Raw genomic sequence first — 21,763 nt, forward strand, 5'->3', positions numbered from 1 at the left:
CCAAGCGCCGACCCTGCCGCACTCCATCGACCCGATACCTCCAGCATGAACGATGCCGCACACGACCTGGCCGGCCTGCCCGAGCCGCTGACCCACGAAAGCCCGGCCGAGGATGACTACCACCGCCGCTTCGGCGGCGTGGCAAGGCTCTACGGCGCCGCCGGCCTGGCCCGCCTGGAGGCGGCCAGCGTGTGCGTGGTCGGCATTGGCGGCGTCGGCAGCTGGGCGGCCGAGGCACTGGCGCGCAATGCGGTCGGGCGCATCACGCTGATCGACCTGGACCATATCGCGCTGTCCAACACCAACCGCCAGATCCATGCGCTGGGCGATGCCTACGGGCGCGCCAAGGTCGAGGCCATGGCCGAGCGCATCGTGGCCATCAACCCGCGCTGCCGGGTAACGCAGGTCGATGATTTCGTCACGCCGGACAATGTGCCCGAGCTGCTCGGCGCCGGCTATGACTACGTCATCGACGCCATCGACGCGGTGCGCGTCAAGACTGGGATGCTCGGCTGGGCCCGGCGCCAGGGCGTGCGGGTGATCACCTGCGGCGGCGCGGGCGGCCAGCTCGACCCCACGCGCGTGCGCATCGACGACCTGGCGCGTACGATCCAGGACCCGCTGCTGTCCAAGGTGCGCGCCGGCCTGCGCAAGCAATGGGGCTTTACGCGCGACCCGAAGAAGAAGTTCGGCATCGCCGCGGTCTATTCGGACGAGCCGCTGCAATATCCCGAGCCCGAGCAGCAGGCCTGCGAGATCGACGAGGCGCCGCCGCTGGACCTGCAGCCGGGCCAGCCGGCCATGCGCGGCCCGCAGGGGCTGGCCTGCGCGGGCTTTGGCTCGTCGGTGGCGGTGACGGCGGTGTTCGGCTTTGTCGCGGCGTCGGCGGTGATCGGCGCGATCGCGCGCGGCTGAAGCCGCCCGGGCCGCTCAGGCGCTCAGCGCGCGCAGCAGCCCGTCGATCTCGGCGTCGCCGGGTGCAAGGTTGTCGAAGAAGATCAGCTCCGGATAATCCGCGGGCGCCGGCATGAAGCGCCGGGTGCGGTAGGCTTCCCAGTGGCCCAGCTTGTAGGCGTCGTTGGGATTGCCGCGCCGGATGATGCGCGCATGGGCCTCGTCTTCAGGCAGATGGACCCAGACCGTGCGCACCGTCGTGCCGGCGGGCACGTGCAGCCAGCCGGGGTCATGCAGCAGGTGGGCCTTGACCTCGCGCGACAGCGGGCCGATCACGATCACGCTGATGCCCAGCGCCAGGTTCTCGCGCGCGGTGTCGAGCAGGCCCTGGTATTCCGGGTCGCGCAGGTTGTTCAGGTAGGCCGGGCTGTCGCGGTCATTGGGGTCGCCGGTGATCGCGGCCATGGCCGCGGCGCTGTAGCGGCCGTACAGGGTGTCTTTGTCGAGCAGGCAGAAAGGCTCGCCGGTGGCCTGCATCAGCGGGCCGATCAGGCGGTGGGCGAGGGTGGTCTTGCCGGTGCCGGCATGGCCGCAGAAGAAGATCAGTCTTGGCATGAGGGTTTGGTGTAGCGGACAGGGCGCATCGCCCACAGCATACCCCCTGGGCTTGCGCCAGATCAGGCCCGGGCCGCGCCGATTCGGTATCCTTGCCGTTTTCTCCCACGATTGCCGTCGATCCATGGACGCCAAAGACCAGCTTTCCTCCGCCGGCCTGCCGGACCACCTCCATCTGGGCGAACCGGTCACGGACGCCACCCATGCCGAGTTCGTGCAGCTGCTGGCCGCGGTGGCCGGCGCCGACGATGCCGGCTTCCTGGCGGCGATGGACGAATGGATCGACCATACCCGCCATCATTTCGCACAGGAAGAGCAGTGGATGGAGGCGATGGGCTTCGGCCCGCGCCATTGCCACGCGGGCGAGCACCAGCAGGTGCTGGCCGTGGCCGCCGCGGTGCGCGACAAGGTGCACACCGATGCCGAGTTCCAGCTTGGCCGCCGCCTGGTGGCCGAGCTTTCGGGCTGGTTCGACCATCACGTCAAGTCGATGGACGCGATGATGGTGGAGCATATGCGCGAGCACGGCTTCACGCTGGTCGAAGGCCCGGTCACGGCGGCATGAGCGCAGTCAGGCCGGGTGGGCGGAGTCGCGGTCGATCACCACGAAATACTTGCGCACCGGTGCCAGCACCTCGAACAGCCCGGTAAAGCCGGCCGGGATCACGCAGGCGTCGCCGGGGCCGAAGTCGCTGGCCTGGCCGGCATCGTCGCTGATGCGGATGCGGCCGCTGATGACATGGAAGAACTCTTCCTTGCCGGCCGGAAAGGCGATGCGCCAGGCCCCGGGCTCGCATGCCCAGATACCGCAGTCGAAATCGCCGTGCTGCGCGCTGTAGTGCGTCCAGGTGGTGCGGTCGGGGTTGCCTGACACCAGCCGGTCCGGGCGCGGGCGGTCGTGGCTGGGGGCGGGCTCGGTCTTGAAGTCGATCAGGCGGGGCGCTGGCATGGCGGATGGCAGGAAAAATGGCGGAACTGAGTCCGCCAGTTTACCGCGCCGGGGCCCGCGGCCCGGCCGTTCAGTTCAGCGCCGTGCTCAGCTGGCGGCGCCAGTGCGACACCACGTCGGGCCGGTCGGCCAGCATCTCGAACACCGACAGCATGGTCTTGCGGCCGATATCGTCCTCGAAAGTGCGATCGGTGCGCACGATTTCCAGCAACTGCTCCAGCGCCGGCTCGTACTGCTGGCGCGCGATCAGCAGCCTGGCCAGGTCCCGCCGCGCCGCCAGGTCGCGCGGGTCGGCGGCAATGCGCGCGCTCAGGGTGGGCTCGTCCGGCAGGCCGGACAGGCCCTCCATCGCATCCATGCGCATGCGCAGCGCGGCATGGGCGTCCTGCTGCGCGGCCTGCGGCGACAGGGCCTCGAACTGCGACCTGGCCTCGGCGATGGCATTGCCGTCCAGCAGGAAACCGATATAGGCCAGCCGGGCGGCGTCGGTCTCGGGGTCGAGCGCAATGGCTTCGTCGAACTTCGCCTCGGCGCCGGCCCGGTCGCCCTCGGCGGCCAGTTGCAGCGCGTCATGCAGGGCCGTCTGCGCGGGCCTGGGCATCAGCCGCCCGAGGAATTCACGCAGGCCGGACTCGGGCAGCACGCCGATGAACTGGTCCACCGCCTGGCCGTCGGCAATCGCCACCACATGCGGGATGCTGCGCACGCCGAAGTGCGCGGCCAGGTCCTGGTTCTCGTCGACATTGACCTTGACCAGCTTCCACTGGCCGCCGGCCTCGGATTCCAGCCGTTCCAGCATCGGGCCCAGCGTGCGGCAGGGGCCGCACCACGGCGCCCAGAAGTCGACCAGCACGGGCGCCTGGCGCGAGGCCTCGATCACTTCGGTTTCGAAATTCTGCAGGGTCACGTCGCTCATGGGAAATCCTGGATCGGGGAGAGGCGGGAGCGGCCAGCCCGGGCGGGCCGCCCGAAGGGGCAAGGCAATCTATACCCCTATTGTGAGGGCGAAGGCGCCGAATGCAACGCCCTGTGCCAATACCGTGCCCGCAGGGTTCGGGAAAGTCTGCGGTTGAAAATAGAACGATCGTTCGGTTATAGTCCTTGATCATACCAAAAGCCCCGGTCCGCGAGACCGCACAGGAGACCTTGCATGCAGACCCCAGCTCGCCCGCATTTCCAGTTCTGGCCGAAGCGCCTGCCGACCGCCATCGTGCTGCCGGAGACCTCGCTCTGGGCCAACCTGGAAGTCTCGGCGCTCCGCTATGCCGACAAGGCCGCGATCCGCTACTTCGGCAATGCCATCACCTTCCGTGAGCTGGAGGCGCAGGCCACCGCCCTGGCCGGCTGGCTGCAGCAGAAGGCGGGCGTGAAGAAGGGCGACCGGGTGCTGCTGTACATGCAGAACTGCCCGCAGTTCATCGTCAGCTACTACGCCATCCTGCGCGCCGACGCGGTGGTGGTGCCGGTCAACCCGATGAACCGTGCCGAGGAATTCAAGCATTACGTGACCGACGCGCAGGCGCGCGTGGCGATCTTCACCGCCGACCTGGCCGCCGGGGTCGAGCAGGCGCAGGCGGAGCTGGCGCCGGCCGAGCGCCTGGAGCATATGCTGGTGACCCAGTATGCCGACGCGCTGCCGCCCACGCACGAACATCCGGAAGACGCGCCGCCGGCCTGGCTGACCACGCCGCATCCGCTGCCCGCGGGCGCCACCGCGTGGCCCGAGGCACTGGGTGCCGGCCTGCAGCCTGGCCCGCACACCGCCGGCCCGGACGACATGGCGGTGATGCCCTACACCTCGGGCACCACCGGCTTCCCCAAGGGCTGCATCCATACGCACCGCTCGGTGATGCACAACATCGTCGGCGGCTCAACCTGGTCGGGCTCGGGCGCCGAATCGGTGATCCTGTCGGTGCTGCCGCTGTTCCACGTCACCGGCATGCAGTACGGCATGAACGGCCCGATCTACAGCGGCGCCACCGTGGTGATGCTGCCGCGCTGGGACCGCGAGGTGGCCGGCCGCCTGATCTCGCGCTACCAGGTCACGCACTGGACCAATATCCCGACCATGGTGATCGACTTCCTGGCCAGCCCCAACCTGGCCCAGTTCGACCTGGCCAGCCTGCGCTATATCGGCGGCGGCGGCGCGGCCATGCCGCAGGCCGTGGCCGAGCGCCTGCGCGAGCAGTTCGGGCTGAACTACCTGGAAGGCTACGGCCTGTCCGAGACCATGGCGCCGACGCACAGCAACCCGTCGGACCGGCCCAAGCTGCAGTGCCTGGGCGTGCCGACCTTCAACACCGACGCGCGCGTGGTCGACCCGGTCACGCTCAAGGAACTGCCGCCCAACGAGATCGGCGAGATCATCGTCAGCGGCCCGCAGGTGTTCAAGGGCTACTGGGGCAAGGAAGACGCCACCCGCGACGCCTTTATCGAGTTCGAGGGCAAGGCCTTCTTCCGCACCGGCGACCTGGGCCGCATGGACGAAGAGGGCTACTTCTTCATCACCGACCGCCTCAAGCGCATGATCAATGCGTCGGGCTTCAAGGTGTGGCCGGCCGAGGTGGAGAACCTGCTGTACAAGCATCCGGACGTGCAGGAGGCCTGCATCATCGGCACGCGCGACCCGTACCGCGGCGAGACCGTCAAGGCGGTGGTGGTGCTGCGCGCCCATGCCAAAGGCAAGACCACGCCGGAGCAGATCATCGAATGGGCCAAGGAGAACATGGCCGCCTACAAGTACCCGCGCGTGGTGGAGTTCGTTGAGGCGCTGCCGAAGTCGGGCACCGGCAAGGTGATGTGGCGCCATCTGCAGGAATGCGAGAATGCGCGCAACACCGGCGCAGAGGAGAGGCCCGCGGCCTGAGGCAGCCGGGTAGCCAATGAAAAAGGCTGGTCGCCCGACCAGCTTTTTTTATTTACGCGGTGCCGGCCCTCAATGCCCCCGCACCCGCATCAGCATCTTCACCATCGTCTTGTAGCCCCGCTCGCGCGCATGGCGCGTGGGGCTCACGCCTTCGCGGTCGGCGAGGTTGGCGTCAGCGCCCGCATCCAGCAGCAGTTGCACCGTTTCCTCGTAGCGGGTGCTGCCATCGCCCAGGATCACCGCTTCCAGCAGCGCGGTCCAGCCGAGGTCGTTGACATGGTCCACGGCAACGCCGGCCTTCAGCAGCAGCTTCACCACCTCGACATGGCCGTGCTGGCTGGCGGCGATCAGCGCGGTGCCGTCATAGCGGTCGGTGCTGGCCAGGTCGGCGCCGTGCGCCAGCGCCAGGCGCACCATGTCGGCCTGGCCGGTGGCGGCTGCCAGCAGGAAGGGGCTGTTGGCCTCGGTGTCCTTCAGGTTCACATCGGCGCCGGCCAGCAGCAGCGTGCGCGCGACTTCGGTGTGCCGGTTCTGCACCGCCGCCAGCAGGGCGCTGCGCCCGCGCTCGTCGGCCGCGCGCGCCGAGGCGCCGGCGGCCAGCAGGCGCGCCACCAGGTCCTGGTCGCCGGCGCTGGCGGCGGTGATCAGGTTGCGGTCGAGCGTGCCGATGGTGTCGCGGCGTGGCGGCGGCTGCATGGCCGCGCTGCGCGGCGCTCGGGCGGCGGGCTGGCTGGCCGCGCCGCCGGCGGGCCGTGCCGCCAGGGTTTGCCCGCCCTGGGCCGCCAGCAGGCCGCCCCCCATCAGCAATCCCATCAGGCCCAGCAGCTCGTTGAGTGCCTGTCTGCGGGTGCGGGCGGCGGGGCGCGTCATGGCGGCAGCTCCTTGGCTCAGACGGTTTCGTGGGGGCTGGCCGGCAGGGGCGCTGCGTCGTCGCGGGCGGCGTGCGCAGCGCGCTCGGCGTCGGCGGCATCGTTGGCCTGCAGCTGGCGCCAGAGCCTGCCCAGGTAGGGATCGTCGACGCCGTTGGTGGCCAGGCCCAGCAAGGTCTGCTGCAGGTATTCGCGCGCGGGGCCGTACAGTCCGGCAGCGTGGCGCAGGCGCTCGACCACGCTGGGATCCGGCAGCCGGCCGGCGTAGGCCTCGTGCGAGCGGTTCATGACGAAGGCGAGGGCACGCTGCTCAGGCGCGCTGGCATCCCCGGTGCGGATGCGCAGCCAGCGCGGATGGTAGGCCCCGGTCAGCATCTCGCGGCGCCACAGCACGCGGAATTCCTGCTCGACCACATGGCTGGGGATGCGGAACACCATGCCGTGGCAGCAGCCGCCCCGGTCCAGGCCCAGTACCAGGCCCGGGTTGTCCCAGGTGCCCCGGTTGATGCGGGAATAGAGGTAGAAGCCGCGGTGGTAGCCGTGCACGGTGGCGCGCTGGCGCTCGGTGTGCACCACCATCGGGTTCCAGATCAGCGAACCATAGCCGAACAGCCAGACATCGCCGCCAAGCGCGGGATCTTCCGGGCGGCGCGCCAGCGTGTCGGAAAGGGACTGCTCGAGCACGGCTTCCGGCAGCAGCGAGGACGCGACCGGAGTACTGCACAGCGAGGTGCGCAGACGGTCGGATTCGAGGTCCTGTCGCGTGATGGCCATGGTGGAAGCATAAATCAAAGCGGCGCCACGGGAAGGTGGGGGAAATGACATAAGTGCCAGTTTTTCTCAGAATTGCCTGAGCAACCGGCACGGGTGTGGGCGCCTGACAACGTTTGGCGCGGCGTGCCGCCTCTGTCACTCGCCGCGGACGGGTGCTGCCGCACCTTTGTCCGCGATCAGGTGCACGTGAATTGCTGGCCGGCGCGGCTGCCATGTCCTTACAATGGTGGCCTCAATTCACAGGGGGAACCCGCGATGGCACGCACGCTTACGGTGGTGTTCGGCAGTGGCAAGGAATATGACTTCACGATCGGCACGGACGAGCTGGCCGCGGTCACCGAGGACGCCGCGTGGCGCTGGTTCGACCGGGAATACAGCGAGCTGGGCTGTCAGGCGTCGAGCCCGGTCGGCAAGGTGCTGGTGATCGACAAGATCCTGAATGTCGCCAAGTTTTCCGGAGAGGCGCGCTTCTCCGGCGATCCTGCCTGGGCGCAGGACTATGCCCGCCATGCGGCGCGGCTGCTGGACCGGGACAAGGTCCGCGTCGATGTCGGCAACGCCGCGATCGGGTTCTGAGGCGCGGGCGCGCCAGCAAGACGGGTAGTTGCCGCGGTTGTCGCCCCTGCCTGTGCAGGCGCGACAACCTTGCTGCCGGCTTAGACCGCCAGCAGTTCCACTTCAAACAGCAGGGTAGCGTTCGGCGGGATCACGCCGCCGGCGCCGCGGGCACCGTAGCCGAGGTCGGCCGGGATCACCAGCCGGCGCACGCCGCCCACCTTCATGCCCTGCACGCCTTCGTCCCAGCCGCGGATCACATGGCCGGCACCCAGCGGGAACACGAACGGGTCGTTGCGGTCCTTGCTCGAATCGAACTTGCGGCCAGCCTGGCCGTTCTCGTACAGCCAGCCGGTGTAGTGCACGGTGACGTGCTTGCCGGCGGTGGCTTCGGCGCCGGCGCCGACGGTGGTGTCTTCGTATTGCAGGCCAGAGGGCGTGGTTTGCATGGCGTATTTCCTTCCGATGGGAACAGACGTGGTGAGAGGAGAACGCAGCGCGGCTGCGTTCAGGCTTGGGCGCGCTGGAGCACATCCAGCGTCAGTTGCACATTGCGGTCGTCGTCGGCCACCCAGATGTCGCCGTCCTGGATCGTCACCGACAGGCGCATGGCGCGCTGCGCCAGCGCAGCCAGGGCTTCGACCGCTTCCGCCGGGACATTGTAGACGGTGACGTTGCGCAGCTTGCCGGCCTTGCCCGCCATGCCCTTCCACCATTCGCGCGCGCTGGCGGCGTTGTAGGTATAGACGGTCACGCGCTCGGCGCGCGCCGCGGCGCGCTTCAGGCGCGCTTCGTCGGGCTGGCCCAGTTCGACCCAGTGGGCGATGTCGCCGGTCAGGCGCTTGTCCCACAGGTCGGGTTCGTCGGGTTCGTCCAGGCCGCGCGTGAAGGCCAGCGTTTCGGTGGCTTCGCAGGCAAAGGCCAGCAGGCGCACCATCATGCGCGCGTCATTCTCGGACGGGTGCTGGGCGATGGTCAGGCTGTGGCTGCCGTAGTAGGGCCGGTCCATGTCGGAGACCGACAGGTCAGCTTTGAAGATGGTGGATTTGAGCGCCATGAGGTGAAGTGAGCGGCAGGCGCCCCGGCTGGGGTGCGGGAGACGCAAAAGGCCGCATCATACGCCATTTGCCGGACACCGCCTGCGGGCCCGGCATACTCGCGCAGTGGCTCAGCGCTTGCGGTATTCCTTGAGGTAGAAGCGCAGCAACGCCGACAGCAGCAGCGTGCTCAGGAAGCCGGCGGCAACGATCAGCGCCTGCCCGGCGGTGGAGTCGATCTGGCCGGCCACCCCGAGGCGGAACAGCCAGGTGCCGACCATCATCGCCAGGAACGGCATCAGCAGCGCGCCGCGGCCGTAGGTTTGCACTGCCCACAGCGGGAAGCGGCGCAGGAAGTCGCCCGGAATGCTGCAGGCCAGGCAGGCACCGGCAGCTGCCAGTGCGGCGGCCACGATGTCGCCGGAATGGATGTCGAACATGGTCTTGGTCTCGCGCGCCCCCATCAGGCACACGCAGGCGAGCGTGGCGGGAATTGGGCAAAGCGCTGATTCTACAAGAGAAATTTGCGCCGGAGGTGACGAATACGGTTACCGTGGGGTGCTGCCCGCGGGCGATGCCTCGACCGCCACTTGCAGCGTCACGGTGTCGCCTACCTCGGGCAGGAAGCGGGTCATGCCAAAGGCACTGCGCGGCACCTCGGCGCGGAAGTCACCGCCGCAGACCTGCCGGCTCACGCCGAACAGGGTGACCTCGCCGCAGCGGAAACGCTCGGCCTGCAGGCGCAGCGGCTGCGTGACGCCGTGCAGCGTCAGCTCGCCTTCCACCGCCGCCAGCCGGCGGCCTTCCATCAAGAAGCGGTCCGCGCGCAGCCGCGCCACCGGGTGCTGGGCAGTATCGAAGAATTGTGCCGAGCGCAGCACGCCGTCCAGGGTGCGGTTGCCGGTATCGACCGAGGCCAGGTCCACGGTCACGTCGAGTGCGCCGGCGCCGCTGTCCGCGTCATATATGAGGCGCCCGTCGATCTTGCCAAAGCGCCCGCGCACCGAACTGCGCTCGAAATGGCTGGCGGAAAAATAGACGGTGGTGTGCGCCGGATCGATGGTGTACTCAAGCGGCGCCGCCTGCGCAGCGGTGATGCCCAGGGCGGCAGCGAGTGCCAGCGCGCGTGCGGCCATGGCTCAGTCGGCGTTCAGTGGACGAACACGGGCAGCAGGAACATGCCCACCACCGACAGGTAGCCGATGGTCCAGCACAGCGTGCGCAGCGTGGCGCGGTCGGTCACGTAGCACACGGTGTAGAGCAGGCGGGCCACGATGAAGACCACGGCCAGCTCGTCGATGCGGGCCTGCGGCGCCTGCAGGTGGCTGGCGGCCAGCACGGCGGCGGCAAAGAAGGGGAAGGCCTCGAAGTGGTTGCGGTGCGCCATGTCGGCGCGGCGCGCGCGGCCGGACTGCTGCTCCAGCCAGCCGCGCGGGTCATGGTTGTCATAGCCAGGCCCGCTGGCCTTGGCGATGGCCACCGTCGCCAGCGGCAGGATGCCGGCCAGCAGCACGCACCAGAAAGCGATCGGCATAGTCCAGTCCTTTCGGTTGCAATGCCGGCGCCGCCGTCACTGGCGCCGCCGGCCCGCCCCGCGCGGTCAGGCGGCGACCACGCGGATCTCGATGCCCGCCAGGCCCACCACCTGCCCGGCGCGGATCTTGGCAGTCTTGCGCGATTCAGGCGCGCCGTCCACCGAGACTTCGCCGGCGGCGACCAGCGCCTTGCCGGCGCCGCCGCTGTCGCACACGCCCGCCAGCTTGAGTAGGTCATTGAGCGCGATGAACTCGCCCTCGAGCGGGAAGGTGATGGTTTGCACGGCTGCCTTGCCAGGTTTGGCCATCACTTGCCCCAGCTGTCTTTCAGACCGACGATGCGGTTGAAGACCGGCTTGCCCGGCCGCGAATCGCTGCGGTCGGCGACGAAGTAGCCATGGCGCTCGAACTGGAAGCGGTCTTCGGGCTGCGCTTCGCGCAGGCCCGGCTCCAGGTAGGCGGTGATCACCTGCTTGGAATCCGGGTTGAGCGCATCCAGGAAGTTCTTGCCGCCGGCATCCGGGTTGGGGTCGTTGAACAGGCGGTCGTACAGGCGCACTTCGGCCTCGTACGCGTGCGCCGCGCTGACCCAGTGGATCACGCCCTTCACCTTGACGCTGTCGGCGCCCGGCGTGCCGCTCTTGGTTTCGGGCAGGTAGCTGGCGTGCACGGCGATCACGTTGCCATCGGCATCCTTGTCCACGCCGGTGCACTCGATCACGTAGCCGTATTTCAGCCGCACCTTGTTGCCCGGGAACAGGCGGAAGTAGCCCTTAGGCGGAGTCTCGTTGAAGTCCTCGCGCTCGATCCACAGCTCGCGCGACAGCGGAAAGACGCGCTTGCCGAGTTCCGGCTTCTTCGGGTGGACCGGTGCCGAGCATTCCTCGCTCTGGCCCTCGGGGTAGTTGTCGATGATCAGCTTGAGCGGCTCCAGCACGGCCACGCCGCGCGCGGCACGGCCGTCCAGGTCGTCGCGCACCGCGCCTTCGAGGGTGCTCATGTCGATCCAGCTGTCGGCCTTGGCCACGCCCACGCGGTCGCAGAACAGCTGGATCGATTCCGGGGTGTAGCCGCGCCGGCGCACGCCCACCAGCGTGGGCATGCGCGGATCGTCCCAGCCGTCCACGCGCTGCTCGTCGACCAGCTGCTTGAGCTTGCGCTTGCTGGTGATGGCGTAGGTCAGGTTCAGCCGCGCGAACTCATACTGGTGCGGCAGCGGGTCGCGAAACACGCCGCTGTCGCGCAGGTGCTCAAGCACCCAGTCGTACAGCGGGCGGTTGTTCTCGAACTCCAGCGTGCACAGCGAATGCGTGATGTTCTCGAGCGCGTCCGAGATGCAGTGGGTGAAGTCGTACATCGGGTAGATGCACCACTTGTCGCCCGTGCGGTGGTGATGCGCATGGCGGATGCGGTAGAGCACCGGGTCGCGCATCACGATATTGGGCGCGGTCATGTCGATCTTCGCGCGCAGCACGTGCTCGCCGTCGGCGTACTTGCCGGCGCGCATGTCGCGGAACAGCTGCAGGTTCTCTTCGACGCTGCGCTCGCGGTAGGGCGAGGGCTTGCCCGGCTCGGAGAAATTGCCGCGGCTGGCGGCGATCTGCTCGGCGGTCTGGCTGTCGATGTAGGCGGCGCCGCGCTCGATCAGGGTCTCGGCAAAGGCGTAGAGCTGGTCGAAGTAGTCGCTGGCGTAGTACAGGTGCGGCTGTCTGGTGCCGTCCTTGCCCTCGCTGTCCCAGGAAAAGCCCAGCCAGTGCACCGCGTCGATGATCGAATCGACGTATTCAGTGTCTTCCTTGACCGGGTTGGTGTCGTCAAAGCGCAGGTGGCAGCGGCCGCCATAGTCGCGCGCCAGCCCGAAGTTCAGGCAGATGCTCTTGGCGTGGCCGATATGCAGGTAGCCGTTGGGCTCCGGCGGGAAGCGGGTGATGACGGTCGGCAGCGGTTCGCCGGCCTTGTCCTGGCGGCCGGCATAGGTGCTGGCGGCGAGATCCTGGTCGATGATGCTGCGCAGGAAGTTGGAGGCGGCGGGGGTGCTGTCGGTAGGCTTGTTGTCGTGGCTCATGATGGCGCCGGTTGGCCGGCCTGGTGCGTCTGGGTGCTTGGGGCCGGGTCGTCAGATTGCGTGGCGGAATGCCAATAACGGGATTTTACCGTGCCGGAGCCGCCGCACGCCGCGAGCCGCCGCGGATTTCCGCCCTTATCCCGGATTTGCGTCCGCGCGGATGCGCCTGGCTGCGACGAAAGTGATGTGTCGGAGTAGCATGGGAGCGTGCCGGCCCGTGGTGGCCGGCTTTGGTCCATCGCTGCAGGAATGCCCATGAACGCCCAACCCGATGCGGCGCCAGTGCCGCTTGAGCCCTCTGAAGTCGTTGCCGCGCTGTGGCGTGATGCCGGCCTGCCCGCCGAGGCGCTGGCGCACCTGAAGCTGGACGGCGCCGAGCCGGTGCTGCCGTCGAGCTTTGCCGTGGGCACCGCCGCCCAGGCCAGCCTTGGCGCCGCGGCGCTGGCAGCCGCCGCACTGTGGCACAGCCGCACCGGCCGCTGGCAGGACGTCAGCGTCGACATGCGCCACGCCATCACCGAATTCCGCAGCGAACGCTACCTGCGCGTCGATGGTGGCCCCGCGCCCGAACTGTGGGACAAGCTGGCCGGCATCTACCGCTGCGGCGACGGCCGCTGGGTGCGCCTGCATACCAATTTCCCGCACCACCGCGACGGCGTGGTGCGCTTGCTCGGCTGCGCCAATGACAAGGCGGCCGTGCAGGCCGCGCTGGAAAAGCGGGACGCCGAAGCCTTCGAGACCGCGGCGTCCGACGCGGGCCTGGTGGTTGCGGCATTGCGCAGCTTCGAGGAATGGGACCGCCATCCGCAGGCGGCCGCCTTGCGCGGCCTGCCGCCGGTGACGCTGGAGCGCATCGGCGACGCCCCGCCGCAACCACTGCCGGCGCCCGCATCCGCGGATGCGCAGCCGCTGTCGGGCGTGCGCGTGCTCGATTTCACCCGCATCATCGCCGGCCCGGTGGCGGGCCGCACGCTGGCCGCGCATGGCGCCGACGTGCTGCTGGTCACTGCCTCGCACCTGCCGTCGATCCCGCCGCTGGTGATCGACACCGGCCGCGGCAAGCGCAGCTGCCAGCTGGACCTGCGCGATCCCGATGACAAGCGCACCCTGCACAAGCTGCTGCACGGTGCCGACGTGATGGTGCAGGGCTACCGGCCCGGCGGCCTGGCCGAGCTGGGCGTGGGGCCGGAGGCCGCGGCGCGCGCACGTCCGGGCATCGTCTATGTGTCGCTGAGCGCCTATGGCCATGTGGGGCCGTGGTCGCACAAGCGCGGCTTCGATTCGCTGGTGCAGACCGCCACCGGCTTCAATGATGCCGAAGCGCAGGCGGCCGGCGGCGACATGCCGCGCCCGTTGCCGGCGCAGGTGCTGGACCACGCCGCGGGCTACCTGCTGGCCTTCGGCGCGATGGCCGCGCTGCACCGGCGCGCGGTGGAGGGCGGCAGCTGGCATGTGCGGGTGTCGCTGGCGCAGGTGGGGCAGTGGCTGCGCGGCCTGGGGCGCGTGCCGGACGGGCTCAAGGCGCCCGAGCAGAAGATCGACGACGTTTCCGACCTGCTTGAGGCCGTGCCGTCGGGCTTCGGCATGCTGACGGTGGTGCGTCATGCGGCGCATCTGTCGGAAACGCCGGCGCGCTGGACCTTGCCGTCCGAGCCGCTCGGCACGCACGCGCCGGAGTGGCTGCCGCGCGGCTAGGTTAGTAGAGCGTGGTGCGCTGCCGCTCGGGCAGGTCACGGTCGTAGGCGGCGCCGTCGATGGCGTTGTCGCTCAGCGTGGCCAGGATCTCGCCGTTGCTGGGCAGCGACTGGCGCGCCACCTGCGCATCCGCTGCCCACAGCCGCGAGCGGATCAGCGCGCGGGCGCACTGGAAGAACACTGACTGCACCGTGACCACCAGCACCGTGGTCGGGGCCTTGCCGTCGGCCAAGCAGCGCGCGACCAGCGCCGGGTCGACGCTGATCTGCGCGGTGCCGTTGACGCGGATGGTCTCGTTGATGCCGGGGATCACGAACAGCAGCCCCACGCGCGGATCGGCAACGATATTGCGCAGGCTGTCGATGCGGTTGTTGCCGCGCCGGTCGGGCAGCAGCAGCGTGTGTTCGTCCAGCACCTGCACAAAGCCCGGCGCATCGCCGCGCGGCGAGCATTCAGCCCGGTCCTCGCCCACCGTCGACAGCAGGCAGAAGGGCGCCGCCTCGATAAAGGCGCGGTAGTGCGGGTGCAGGTAGTCGACTTCCTTGGACAGCGACGGGGCCGCCGGTTGCGCGTAGAGCGCTTCCAGTTCGGCCAGCGTGGTGATGGCGTGCGAGGTCATGGCAGGCGGGGCGTGGGTCGGCGGGAGGCGAAACCGTCAATGTAGCGCAGATGCCGTTACACGGTCACGGTACCCCGGCCGATCTCCAGCACGCGGCCGCCCACGCGGATGGCGCCTTCGGCATCGGCCTTCAGGCGCAGCCGGCAGGGGCGGCCAACGGCCTCGCCCTGGTCGATCGCATACTCGGCCGGCAGCGCGTGGCCGGTGGCCAGCAGCCAGCCGCCGAGGTTGGCGCAGGCCGAACCCGTGCCCGGGTCCTCGGCCACGCCGCCGCCTTGCTTGGTGAAGAAGTAGCGCGACAGCACGCGGCCGGGCTGCTCCGGGTCGAAAGCAAAGACGTAGACGGTCTTGCGGCCCAGGCTGCTCTGCGGCCAGATCTGCAGGCGCGCGCTGTCGGGGTTGGCGCGGCGCACGGCATCGGTGCCGCGCACTGCCACCAGCAGCTGGTCGGCGCCGGTGTCGACCCACATCGGCGACACCAGCAGGTCGTGTTCCCGCAGGCCGAGCAGGCTGGCGATGTCGGCATCGGACAGGCCCGCCGGCGCGGTCTTCGGCTTGCCGCTGTGGGGGGCGGTGAAGGTCCAGACATCGCCCTGCGCGGTCACCGGCACCACGCCCGCCGCGAACTCCAGCGTCAGCGCGTCGCCGGTTCCGGCCAGGTCGCGCACAGCGTGCGCGGTGCCCAGCGTCGGATGGCCGGCGAAGCGCATTTCATAGCCCGGCGTGAAGATGCGCACCCGCGCGCTGGCACGTTCCGACGGCAGGATAAAGGTGGTTTCCGACAGGTTGAACTGCAGCGCCAGTGCCTGCATGGTGGCCTCGTCCATACCGCGCGCATCCTCGAACACGCATAGCGGATTGCCACCGAAGGTGGCTTCGGCAAAGACGTTGAGCAGGCGGAAGGCGTAGGTGGTCATGGCGCGGGGGGCTCCGGAGGCTGGTTGATCACCAGTGTACGGAGCGGGGGCGGACACGCCATGCACAGTTGGGCCGATCGCCGGCGGGCCAGTTGCGGACAGTTGTGCCGTGCCATGAAAAACGCCCGGGTGGACCCGGGCGTATCGCTGGCGAAGGCACTGAGTCAGCCGGCTCAGAACCCCACTGCCTGGCCATCGCGCCGGCTGTCGCTGGCCGCGACATAGCCGTGCTCGGCGTCCTCCGACAGGCGCCAGATGAACTGGCCCGAGCCGAAGTCCATGTACGGATCGTCCACCGACTTGAGCTGGTGGCCGCGCGCCTTCAGGCCCGCGACCGTGGCCGGGTCCATGGTGCTTTCCACATCCAGCGTGAAGTCGCGGTTGACCTTCCAGCGCGGCGCGCAGCAGGCGGCCTGCGGCTGCTGCTTGTAATCCAGCATGCGCACCACGGTCTGCAGGTGGCCCTGGGGCTGCATGTCGCCGCCCATCACGCCGAAGCTCATCACCGGCTGGCCGTCCCTGGTCAGGAAGGCCGGGATGATGGTGTGGAACGGACGCTTGCCGCCCGCGACCACGTTGGCCGACTTCGGGTCCATCGAGAAGCCCACGCCGCGGTTCTGCAGGCTGATGCCGGTGCCCGGCACCACCACGCCCGAGCCGAAGCCCATGTAGTTGGACTGGATGAACGAGATCATCATGCCGTTCTCGTCGGCGGCGGTCAGGTAGATGGTGCCGCCCACCTTGGGCATGCCGAAGTCGAAATGCGTGGCGCGCTGCATGTCGATCAGCTTCGCGCGCGACTTCAGGTAGCCATCGTCAAGCATCTGCTCGGGCGTGACTTCCATGCTGCGCGGGTCGGCCACGTAGCGGTAGAGGTCGGCAAAGGCCAGCTTCATTGCCTCGATCTGCAGGTGCTGAGAATCGACCGAGTCCACCGGGATCGAAGCCATGTCGAACTGGTCCAGGATGCCCAGCGCGATCAGCGCGGCGATGCCCTGGCCGTTGGGCGGGATCTCGTGCAGCTCGTAGCCGCGGTAGGACTTGCTGATCGGCTTGACCCAGTCGGGGCGGTAGTTGCGCAGGTCATCGAGCGTCATGGCGCCGCCGCACTGCTGGCTGAAGGCGGCAATCTGCTCGGCGATCTCGCCTTCATAGTAAGCGCGGCCACGGGTCGCGCCGATCTTGCGCAGGGTTTCGGCGGCAGCCTTCATGGTGAACTTCTCGCCCACCGCGGGTGCGCGGCCATTGGGCATGAAGGTCTCGGCATAGCCGGGCTGGTCCTTCAGTTCAGGCACCGCGGCGGCCCACTTGTGTGCCACCACCGGCGGCACGGCATAGCCGCGCTCGGCGATCTCGATCGCCGGCTCCATCAGGTCGGCGAACGGCAGCTTGCCGAAGCGCTCATGCAGCGCGGCCCAGCCGGCGACCACGCCGGGCACGGTGACCGAGTCCCAGCCGCGGATCGGGCGGTTGGCCAGGCCGTTGGCATCGGTGCCGTACTTGTTCTTGAAGTATTCCGGGCTCCACGCCGCCGGGGCCACGCCCGACGAGTTCAGGCCGTGCAGTTCCTTGCCGTCCCACAGGATGGCAAAGGCATCGCTGCCCAGGCCGCACGACACCGGCTCGACGATGGTGATCGCGGCGGCCGCGGCGATGGCGGCATCGACCGCATTGCCGCCCTTGAGCAGCATGCGCAGTCCGGCTTGCGCAGCCAGCGGGTGCGAGGTGGAAACCACGTTGCGCGCAAACAGCGGGATGCGCACGGAGGGGTAGGGGTTGGTCCAGTTGAAGTTCTGCATGCTTGTCTGTGTCCTTGTGCTCGGTGCGCCCGTAGCGCAAATTCTGCGGCCCTTATTCTGCCGTGATCTTGCGATCCTTGATCAGCTTGCCCCAGCGCGCGCTGTCCTTCTTCACCATCGCGGCGAACTGCGCCGGCGTGCCGCCGACCGGCTCGGCGCCCAGCTTGCCCAGGCGTTCCTTGACCTCGGGCGACTGGATGGCCTTGTTGAACTCGGCATTCAGGCGGTTGACGATATCCGCCGGCAGGCCCTTGGGGCCATAGATGCCGAACCAGGTGTCGGACTCGAAGCCGGGCAGGCCCGACTCACTCGCGGTGGGGATTTCCGGTGCCAGCGGCGAGCGCTTGGCGCTGGTCACCGCCAGTGCCTTGAGCTTGCCGTCCTTCACATGCGGCAGGCCCGACACGATGCTGTCGAACAGCACCTGCACCTTGCCCGAGATCAGGTCCGGCACGGCCAGCGCGGTGCCGCGGTAGGGGATGTGGGTGATGAACACGCCCGCCTGCGCCTTGAAGGCCTCGGCGGTCAGGTGCACCACGGTGCCGTTGCCGCTGGAGGCGTAGTTCAGCTCGCCGGGATGCTTCTTGGCGTAGTCGATCAGCTCGCGCACGTTTTTCGCCGGCAGGCTGTTCGGCACCACCAGCAGGTTGGTGGCGATCGCCACCTGGCTGACCGGGGTGAAGTCGGTCTCGGTGTTGTATGGCAGGCGGGTGTTGATATACGGCCCGATCGAGTGCGTGCTGGTGGTGGCGATCAGCAGCGTATAGCCATCGGGAGCGGCCTTGGCGGCCATGTCCGAGCCGATCGCGCCGCCGGCGCCGGGGCGGTTGTCGACCACGATCTGCTGGCCCAGGTTGGCGCCCACCTTCTGCGCGATGGCGCGTGCCAGCAGGTCGGTCGCGCCGCTGGCCGGGAAGGGCACGATCAGGCGGATCGGCTTGCTGGGATAGGTATCGGCCAGTGCGGGCGTGGCGGCCAGGCAAAGCCCGCAGCCAAGGCCGATGCCGAAGCGGCGCAGCCAGGATTTCATTCTTGTCTCCGGTGTCAGGCGATTGGCCCCGATTCATGAGCCGGCCTTCATTATTCCGTGCTGCCGGTCACAAAGAAAGCTAATATTTCTTTCCAATGTCACAAGGAAATCTTAAGGATCAGCCCTTGCCGGCATATGCCTGACTCTTCCCTTGTGTGCACCGATGAGCACTGTCCGCTTCCTCCGTACCTTCGTTGCCGTGGCCGAGCACGGCTCCTTTGCCGCCGCTGCCGGCCAGGTGGCGCTGACCCAGGCCGCCGTCAGCCTGCAGATGCGCGCGCTGGAGACCGAATTGCGCCGCGAGCTGTTCGACCGCAACGGCCGCGTGGCCGTGCTCAATGCCGACGGCCGCGCGCTGCTGCCGCAGGCGCGGCGCATGCTGGCGCTGTATGAAGAGATGCGCCTGCCGCTGGCCTCGGACGAAGCCATGGCGGGTGCGGTGGCGGTGGGTGCGGTGGTGTCGGTGATGGGCGGGCTGTCACATGCGGTGGCGCATATGAAGCGCACTTATCCTGCGCTCGACGTGCGCCTGGTCGGCGCCAAGTCGATCGAGCTGGCGGCGCAGGTCGAGGCCGGCGAGCTGGATGCCGCCATCCTGGTCGAGGGCGCCGCACGCGTGCCCGGCACGCTGCGCTGGACGCCGCTGTACCAGGAGCCGCTGGTGGCGATCGCGGCACGCGGCAGCCCGGGCCGCGACGCACGCGAGGCGCTCGCCACCAATCCCTACCTGCGCTTCGACCGCAGCCAGCGCACCGGCGTGCTGGTCGAGCGCGCGCTGCGCCGCGCGCACCTGAAGGTCAACGAGTTCCTGGAGCTGAACGCGATCGAGGCGCTGGTGGAACTGGTGCGGCAGGAGGTCGGCGTGACCGTGGTGCCGCTGCTGCGCCGCGCGCGCTGGCGCGACGACGAGGCGCTGCGCATCCTGCCGCTGCTGGTCAACGGCGAGCCGGTGATGCGTCACATCGGCATGCTGGAGCGGCGCGACCACGGGCGCGGGAAGGTGACCGCGGCAGTACGGGCGGCCTGCAGCGAGCTGTTCGGCGCCTAGCTGTCGCCGTGCCATAACCAAGTCCTATCGCGCGGATAGTCAGAAACACGTTCTCCTGAAGATCCCTATTGCATATATTTCGGTTGCGGACGGCCGCTGACGCGGCCCGACTCGCCATGGGCGCCACGACTCCTGCGTTGGCGCACGCCCTCGCGCGTCCGCTGATTGCCCGACCTTTGACGCCATCGCTGCAGGCGTGTTCAGTACGTCCCTACATGGAGAAACGTATGTCTAACGAAACAAGGTGTCCGTTCAGCCATGCCGCCGGCGGCGGCACGACGAATCGTGACTGGTGGCCGAATCAACTGCGTCTGGACCTGCTGAGCCAGCATTCCAGCAAGTCCAACCCGTTGGGCGGCGACTTCAACTATGCCAAGGCCTTCAAGAGTCTCGACTTCGCAGCAGTGAAGAAGGACCTGGCCGCGCTGATGACTGACTCGCAGGACTGGTGGCCGGCGGACTTCGGCCACTACGGCCCGCTGTTTATCCGCATGGCCTGGCACAGCGCGGGCACATACCGCATTGGCGATGGCCGCGGTGGTGCAGGGCGCGGCCAGCAGCGTTTCGCACCGCTCAACAGCTGGCCGGACAACGCCAGCCTGGACAAGGCGCGCCGACTGCTATGGCCGATCAAGCAGAAGTACGGCCAGAAGATCTCCTGGGCCGACCTGATGATCCTGGCCGGCAACGTCGCGCTCGAGACCATGGGCTTCAAGACGTTCGGCTTCGGCGGTGGCCGGGAAGACACCTGGGAACCGGATGCGGATGTTTCCTGGGGCAAGGAAAAGACCTGGCTGGGCGGTGACCTGCGTTATGGCAAGGGTGCTGCCGGCAAGGATGAAGGCGTGGTCGTGGCCGACGAGGCGTTGCATGGCACCGAGACCAGCCGCACCGACTCCGGACGCAACCTGGAGAACCCGCTGGCCGCCGTGCAGATGGGCCTGATCTACGTGAACCCGGAAGGCCCCGACGGCAATCCGGACCCGCTTGCCGCGGCCCACGACATCCGCGAATCGTTCGGGCGCATGGCCATGGACGACGAGGAGACCGTCGCGCTGATCGCCGGCGGGCATGCCTTCGGCAAGACCCACGGTGCCGGTCCCGCGGACAACATCGGGCCCGAGCCCGAGGGCGCCGATCTCGAACGCCAGGGCCTGGGATGGACGAGCACCTTTGGCACCGGCAAGGGCGCCGACACCATCACCAGCGGCCTGGAGGTGACCTGGAGCAATACGCCGACGAAGTGGGGCAATAGCTATCTGGAGAACCTGTTTGGCCACGAATGGGAGCTGACCAAGAGCCCCGCCGGTGCCAACCAGTGGGTTGCCAAGGATGCCGCGGAAACCATCCCGCACGCCTACGATCCTGCGAAGAAGCTGCGGCCGACGATGCTGACCACGGATCTGTCGCTGCGTTTCGACCCGGCCTACGAGAAGATCTCGCGGCGCTTCCTGGAGCATCCTGACCAGCTCGCCGATGCCTTTGCCCGCGCCTGGTTCAAGCTGATCCACCGTGACATGGGCCCGCGCGCCCGCTACCTCGGACCGGAAGTGCCGGCCGAAGAACTGCTCTGGCAGGATCCGATCCCGGCGGTCGATCATCCGCTGGTCAACGAGCAGGACGTCGCCGCGCTCAAGCAGAAGATCCTGGCGTCAGGGCTGCCGGTCTCGCAACTGGTGCAGACCGCCTGGGCCTCGGCATCCACCTTCCGCGGCTCGGACAAGCGCGGCGGCGCCAATGGCGCGCGTATCCGCCTGGCCCCGCAGAAGGACTGGGCGGCCAATGAGCCCGAGCAACTGGCGAAGGTGCTGAAGGTGCTCGAAGGGATCCAGGCCGAGTTCAACGGCGCACAGTCCGGCGGCAAGAAGATCTCGCTTGCCGACCTGATCGTGCTGGCCGGTGGCGCGGGGATCGAGCAGGCGGCGCAGAAGGCCGGCCATCGGGTGACCGTGCCGTTTACGCCGGGCCGCATGGACGCCTCGCAGGAACAGACCGACGTGCAATCCGTCGGGGCGCTCGAGCCGATTGCAGATGGCTTCCGCAACTTCCTGAAGGGGAAGTACAACATCCGGGCGGAGGACCTGCTGATCGACAAGGCGCAATTGCTGACCCTGACTGCTCCCGAGATGACGGTGCTCATTGGCGGACTGCGCGTCCTGAACGTGCATACCGGGCAGGATGCTCACGGCGTCTTCACCGACCGTCCGGAAACGCTGAGCAACGATTTCTTCCGCAACCTGCTCGACATGCGTACGGAATGGAAGCCGCTCTCGGAGGCCCGGGACGTGTTCGAGGGGCGTGACGCCAAGACCGGTGCGAAGAAGTGGACCGGCACCCGCGTCGACCTGGTGTTTGGTTCGAATTCCCAGCTCCGGGCCCTTTGCGAGGTCTACGCAAGCGAGGACGGACAGGAGAAGTTTGTCCGTGACTTCGTCGCCGCCTGGGCCAAGGTGATGAACCTCGACCGGTTCGACGTTGCCTGAACGGTCGCGTGGC

Annotated in this window: 23 protein-coding genes; 7 read left to right on the forward strand and 16 right to left on the reverse strand. The window is 68.4% G+C overall.

What is annotated here, in order from left to right:
* Positions 1 to 45 precede the first annotated feature (45 nt).
* On the forward strand, positions 46 to 915 hold the full coding sequence (tcdA, locus tag C265_RS04720; protein WP_010813708.1) for a tRNA cyclic N6-threonylcarbamoyladenosine(37) synthase TcdA: 870 nt from the start codon (positions 46 to 48) through the stop codon (positions 913 to 915).
* A gap of 15 nt (positions 916 to 930) precedes the next feature.
* On the opposite strand, the gene C265_RS04725 is transcribed toward tcdA, so the two are convergent.
* Positions 931 to 1,509 carry an ATP-binding protein gene (locus tag C265_RS04725; protein WP_010813707.1) on the reverse strand — a complete coding sequence of 193 codons (579 nt, stop codon included), beginning with the start codon at positions 1,507 to 1,509 and terminating at the stop codon, positions 931 to 933.
* Between the two features lie 124 nt (positions 1,510 to 1,633).
* Here C265_RS04725 and C265_RS04730 point away from each other — a divergent pair, with 124 nt between their 5' ends.
* On the forward strand, positions 1,634 to 2,074 hold the full coding sequence (locus C265_RS04730) for a bacteriohemerythrin (RefSeq protein WP_010813706.1): 441 nt from the start codon (positions 1,634 to 1,636) through the stop codon (positions 2,072 to 2,074).
* A 6-nt stretch (positions 2,075 to 2,080) separates the two neighbouring features.
* On the opposite strand, the gene C265_RS04735 is transcribed toward C265_RS04730, so the two are convergent.
* Together C265_RS04735 and trxA are read right to left on the reverse strand one after the other, a co-directional pair.
* Positions 2,081 to 2,458 carry a cupin domain-containing protein gene (locus tag C265_RS04735; protein WP_010813705.1) on the reverse strand — a complete coding sequence of 126 codons (378 nt, stop codon included), beginning with the start codon at positions 2,456 to 2,458 and terminating at the stop codon, positions 2,081 to 2,083.
* Positions 2,459 to 2,528: 70 nt separating this feature from the next.
* Positions 2,529 to 3,374 (reverse strand): thioredoxin, encoded by an 846-nt coding sequence (gene trxA / locus C265_RS04740; protein ID WP_010813704.1) that lies wholly within the window; start codon positions 3,372 to 3,374, stop codon positions 2,529 to 2,531.
* Positions 3,375 to 3,608: 234 nt separating this feature from the next.
* Here trxA and C265_RS04745 point away from each other — a divergent pair, with 234 nt between their 5' ends.
* A complete protein-coding gene (locus tag C265_RS04745; protein WP_010813703.1) occupies positions 3,609 to 5,324 on the forward strand; it encodes a long-chain fatty acid--CoA ligase in 1,716 nt (571 codons plus the stop codon).
* Between the two features lie 69 nt (positions 5,325 to 5,393).
* On the opposite strand, the gene C265_RS04750 is transcribed toward C265_RS04745, so the two are convergent.
* The gene (locus tag C265_RS04750; protein ID WP_010813702.1) at positions 5,394 to 6,194 is read right to left on the reverse strand and encodes an ankyrin repeat domain-containing protein; all 801 of its coding nucleotides are present in this window, start codon (positions 6,192 to 6,194) and stop codon (positions 5,394 to 5,396) included.
* 17 nt (positions 6,195 to 6,211) lie between these two features.
* Positions 6,212 to 6,967 carry a gamma-glutamylcyclotransferase gene (locus C265_RS04755; RefSeq protein ID WP_010813701.1) on the reverse strand — a complete coding sequence of 252 codons (756 nt, stop codon included), beginning with the start codon at positions 6,965 to 6,967 and terminating at the stop codon, positions 6,212 to 6,214.
* Between the two features lie 255 nt (positions 6,968 to 7,222).
* On the opposite strand from C265_RS04755, the gene C265_RS04760 reads away from it, so the two are divergent.
* Positions 7,223 to 7,543, forward strand: a complete 321-nt coding sequence (locus C265_RS04760; protein WP_010813700.1) for a hypothetical protein — start codon at positions 7,223 to 7,225, stop codon at positions 7,541 to 7,543.
* 80 nt (positions 7,544 to 7,623) lie between these two features.
* Here C265_RS04760 and C265_RS04765 read toward each other — a convergent pair whose 3' ends face one another.
* From C265_RS04765 to C265_RS04795, 7 genes are all read right to left on the reverse strand, one after another.
* Positions 7,624 to 7,971 carry an FKBP-type peptidyl-prolyl cis-trans isomerase gene (locus C265_RS04765; protein WP_010813699.1) on the reverse strand — a complete coding sequence of 116 codons (348 nt, stop codon included), beginning with the start codon at positions 7,969 to 7,971 and terminating at the stop codon, positions 7,624 to 7,626.
* Between the two features lie 59 nt (positions 7,972 to 8,030).
* A complete protein-coding gene (locus C265_RS04770; protein ID WP_010813698.1) occupies positions 8,031 to 8,579 on the reverse strand; it encodes a YaeQ family protein in 549 nt (182 codons plus the stop codon).
* A 111-nt stretch (positions 8,580 to 8,690) separates the two neighbouring features.
* Entirely contained in the window at positions 8,691 to 8,999 is a 309-nt protein-coding gene (locus C265_RS04775; protein ID WP_011615834.1) for a hypothetical protein, read from the reverse strand.
* Positions 9,000 to 9,107: 108 nt separating this feature from the next.
* On the reverse strand, positions 9,108 to 9,695 hold the full coding sequence (locus C265_RS04780) for a YceI family protein (protein ID WP_010813696.1): 588 nt from the start codon (positions 9,693 to 9,695) through the stop codon (positions 9,108 to 9,110).
* Between the two features lie 14 nt (positions 9,696 to 9,709).
* Positions 9,710 to 10,093: an MAPEG family protein gene (locus tag C265_RS04785; RefSeq protein WP_010813695.1), complete on the reverse strand. Its 384-nt coding sequence runs from the start codon at positions 10,091 to 10,093 to the stop codon at positions 9,710 to 9,712.
* Positions 10,094 to 10,159: 66 nt separating this feature from the next.
* Entirely contained in the window at positions 10,160 to 10,402 is a 243-nt protein-coding gene (locus C265_RS04790; RefSeq protein ID WP_010813694.1) for an RNA-binding S4 domain-containing protein, read from the reverse strand.
* Entirely contained in the window at positions 10,402 to 12,159 is a 1,758-nt protein-coding gene (locus C265_RS04795; RefSeq protein WP_010813693.1) for a glutamine--tRNA ligase/YqeY domain fusion protein, read from the reverse strand. The genes C265_RS04790 and C265_RS04795 overlap by 1 nt, the downstream gene beginning before the upstream one ends.
* 255 nt (positions 12,160 to 12,414) lie before the next feature.
* On the opposite strand from C265_RS04795, the gene C265_RS04800 reads away from it, so the two are divergent.
* The gene (locus tag C265_RS04800) at positions 12,415 to 13,854 is read left to right on the forward strand and encodes a CoA transferase (protein WP_010813692.1); all 1,440 of its coding nucleotides are present in this window, start codon (positions 12,415 to 12,417) and stop codon (positions 13,852 to 13,854) included.
* A 1-nt stretch (position 13,855) separates the two neighbouring features.
* Here C265_RS04800 and C265_RS04805 read toward each other — a convergent pair whose 3' ends face one another.
* The 4 genes from C265_RS04805 to C265_RS04820 form a co-directional block, all read right to left on the reverse strand.
* A complete protein-coding gene (locus tag C265_RS04805) occupies positions 13,856 to 14,473 on the reverse strand; it encodes a pyridoxamine 5'-phosphate oxidase family protein (protein ID WP_010813691.1) in 618 nt (205 codons plus the stop codon).
* 56 nt (positions 14,474 to 14,529) lie between these two features.
* Complete coding sequence (locus C265_RS04810; protein ID WP_010813690.1) at positions 14,530 to 15,390, reverse strand: PhzF family phenazine biosynthesis protein; 861 nt, start codon at positions 15,388 to 15,390, stop codon at positions 14,530 to 14,532.
* Between the two features lie 173 nt (positions 15,391 to 15,563).
* Positions 15,564 to 17,189 (reverse strand): gamma-glutamyltransferase, encoded by a 1,626-nt coding sequence (gene ggt / locus C265_RS04815; RefSeq protein WP_010813689.1) that lies wholly within the window; start codon positions 17,187 to 17,189, stop codon positions 15,564 to 15,566.
* A 52-nt stretch (positions 17,190 to 17,241) separates the two neighbouring features.
* A complete protein-coding gene (locus C265_RS04820; protein ID WP_010813688.1) occupies positions 17,242 to 18,219 on the reverse strand; it encodes a tripartite tricarboxylate transporter substrate binding protein in 978 nt (325 codons plus the stop codon).
* Positions 18,220 to 18,382: 163 nt separating this feature from the next.
* Here C265_RS04820 and C265_RS04825 point away from each other — a divergent pair, with 163 nt between their 5' ends.
* Positions 18,383 to 19,267: a LysR substrate-binding domain-containing protein gene (locus tag C265_RS04825; RefSeq protein WP_010813687.1), complete on the forward strand. Its 885-nt coding sequence runs from the start codon at positions 18,383 to 18,385 to the stop codon at positions 19,265 to 19,267.
* 227 nt (positions 19,268 to 19,494) lie between these two features.
* The gene (gene katG / locus C265_RS04830) at positions 19,495 to 21,750 is read left to right on the forward strand and encodes a catalase/peroxidase HPI (RefSeq protein WP_010813686.1); all 2,256 of its coding nucleotides are present in this window, start codon (positions 19,495 to 19,497) and stop codon (positions 21,748 to 21,750) included.
* The last annotated feature ends 13 nt before the right edge of the window (positions 21,751 to 21,763 follow it).

The sequence above is a fragment of the Cupriavidus sp. GA3-3 genome, assembly GCF_000389805.1.
GTDB classification, from domain to species: Bacteria; Pseudomonadota; Gammaproteobacteria; order Burkholderiales; family Burkholderiaceae; genus Cupriavidus; species Cupriavidus necator_D.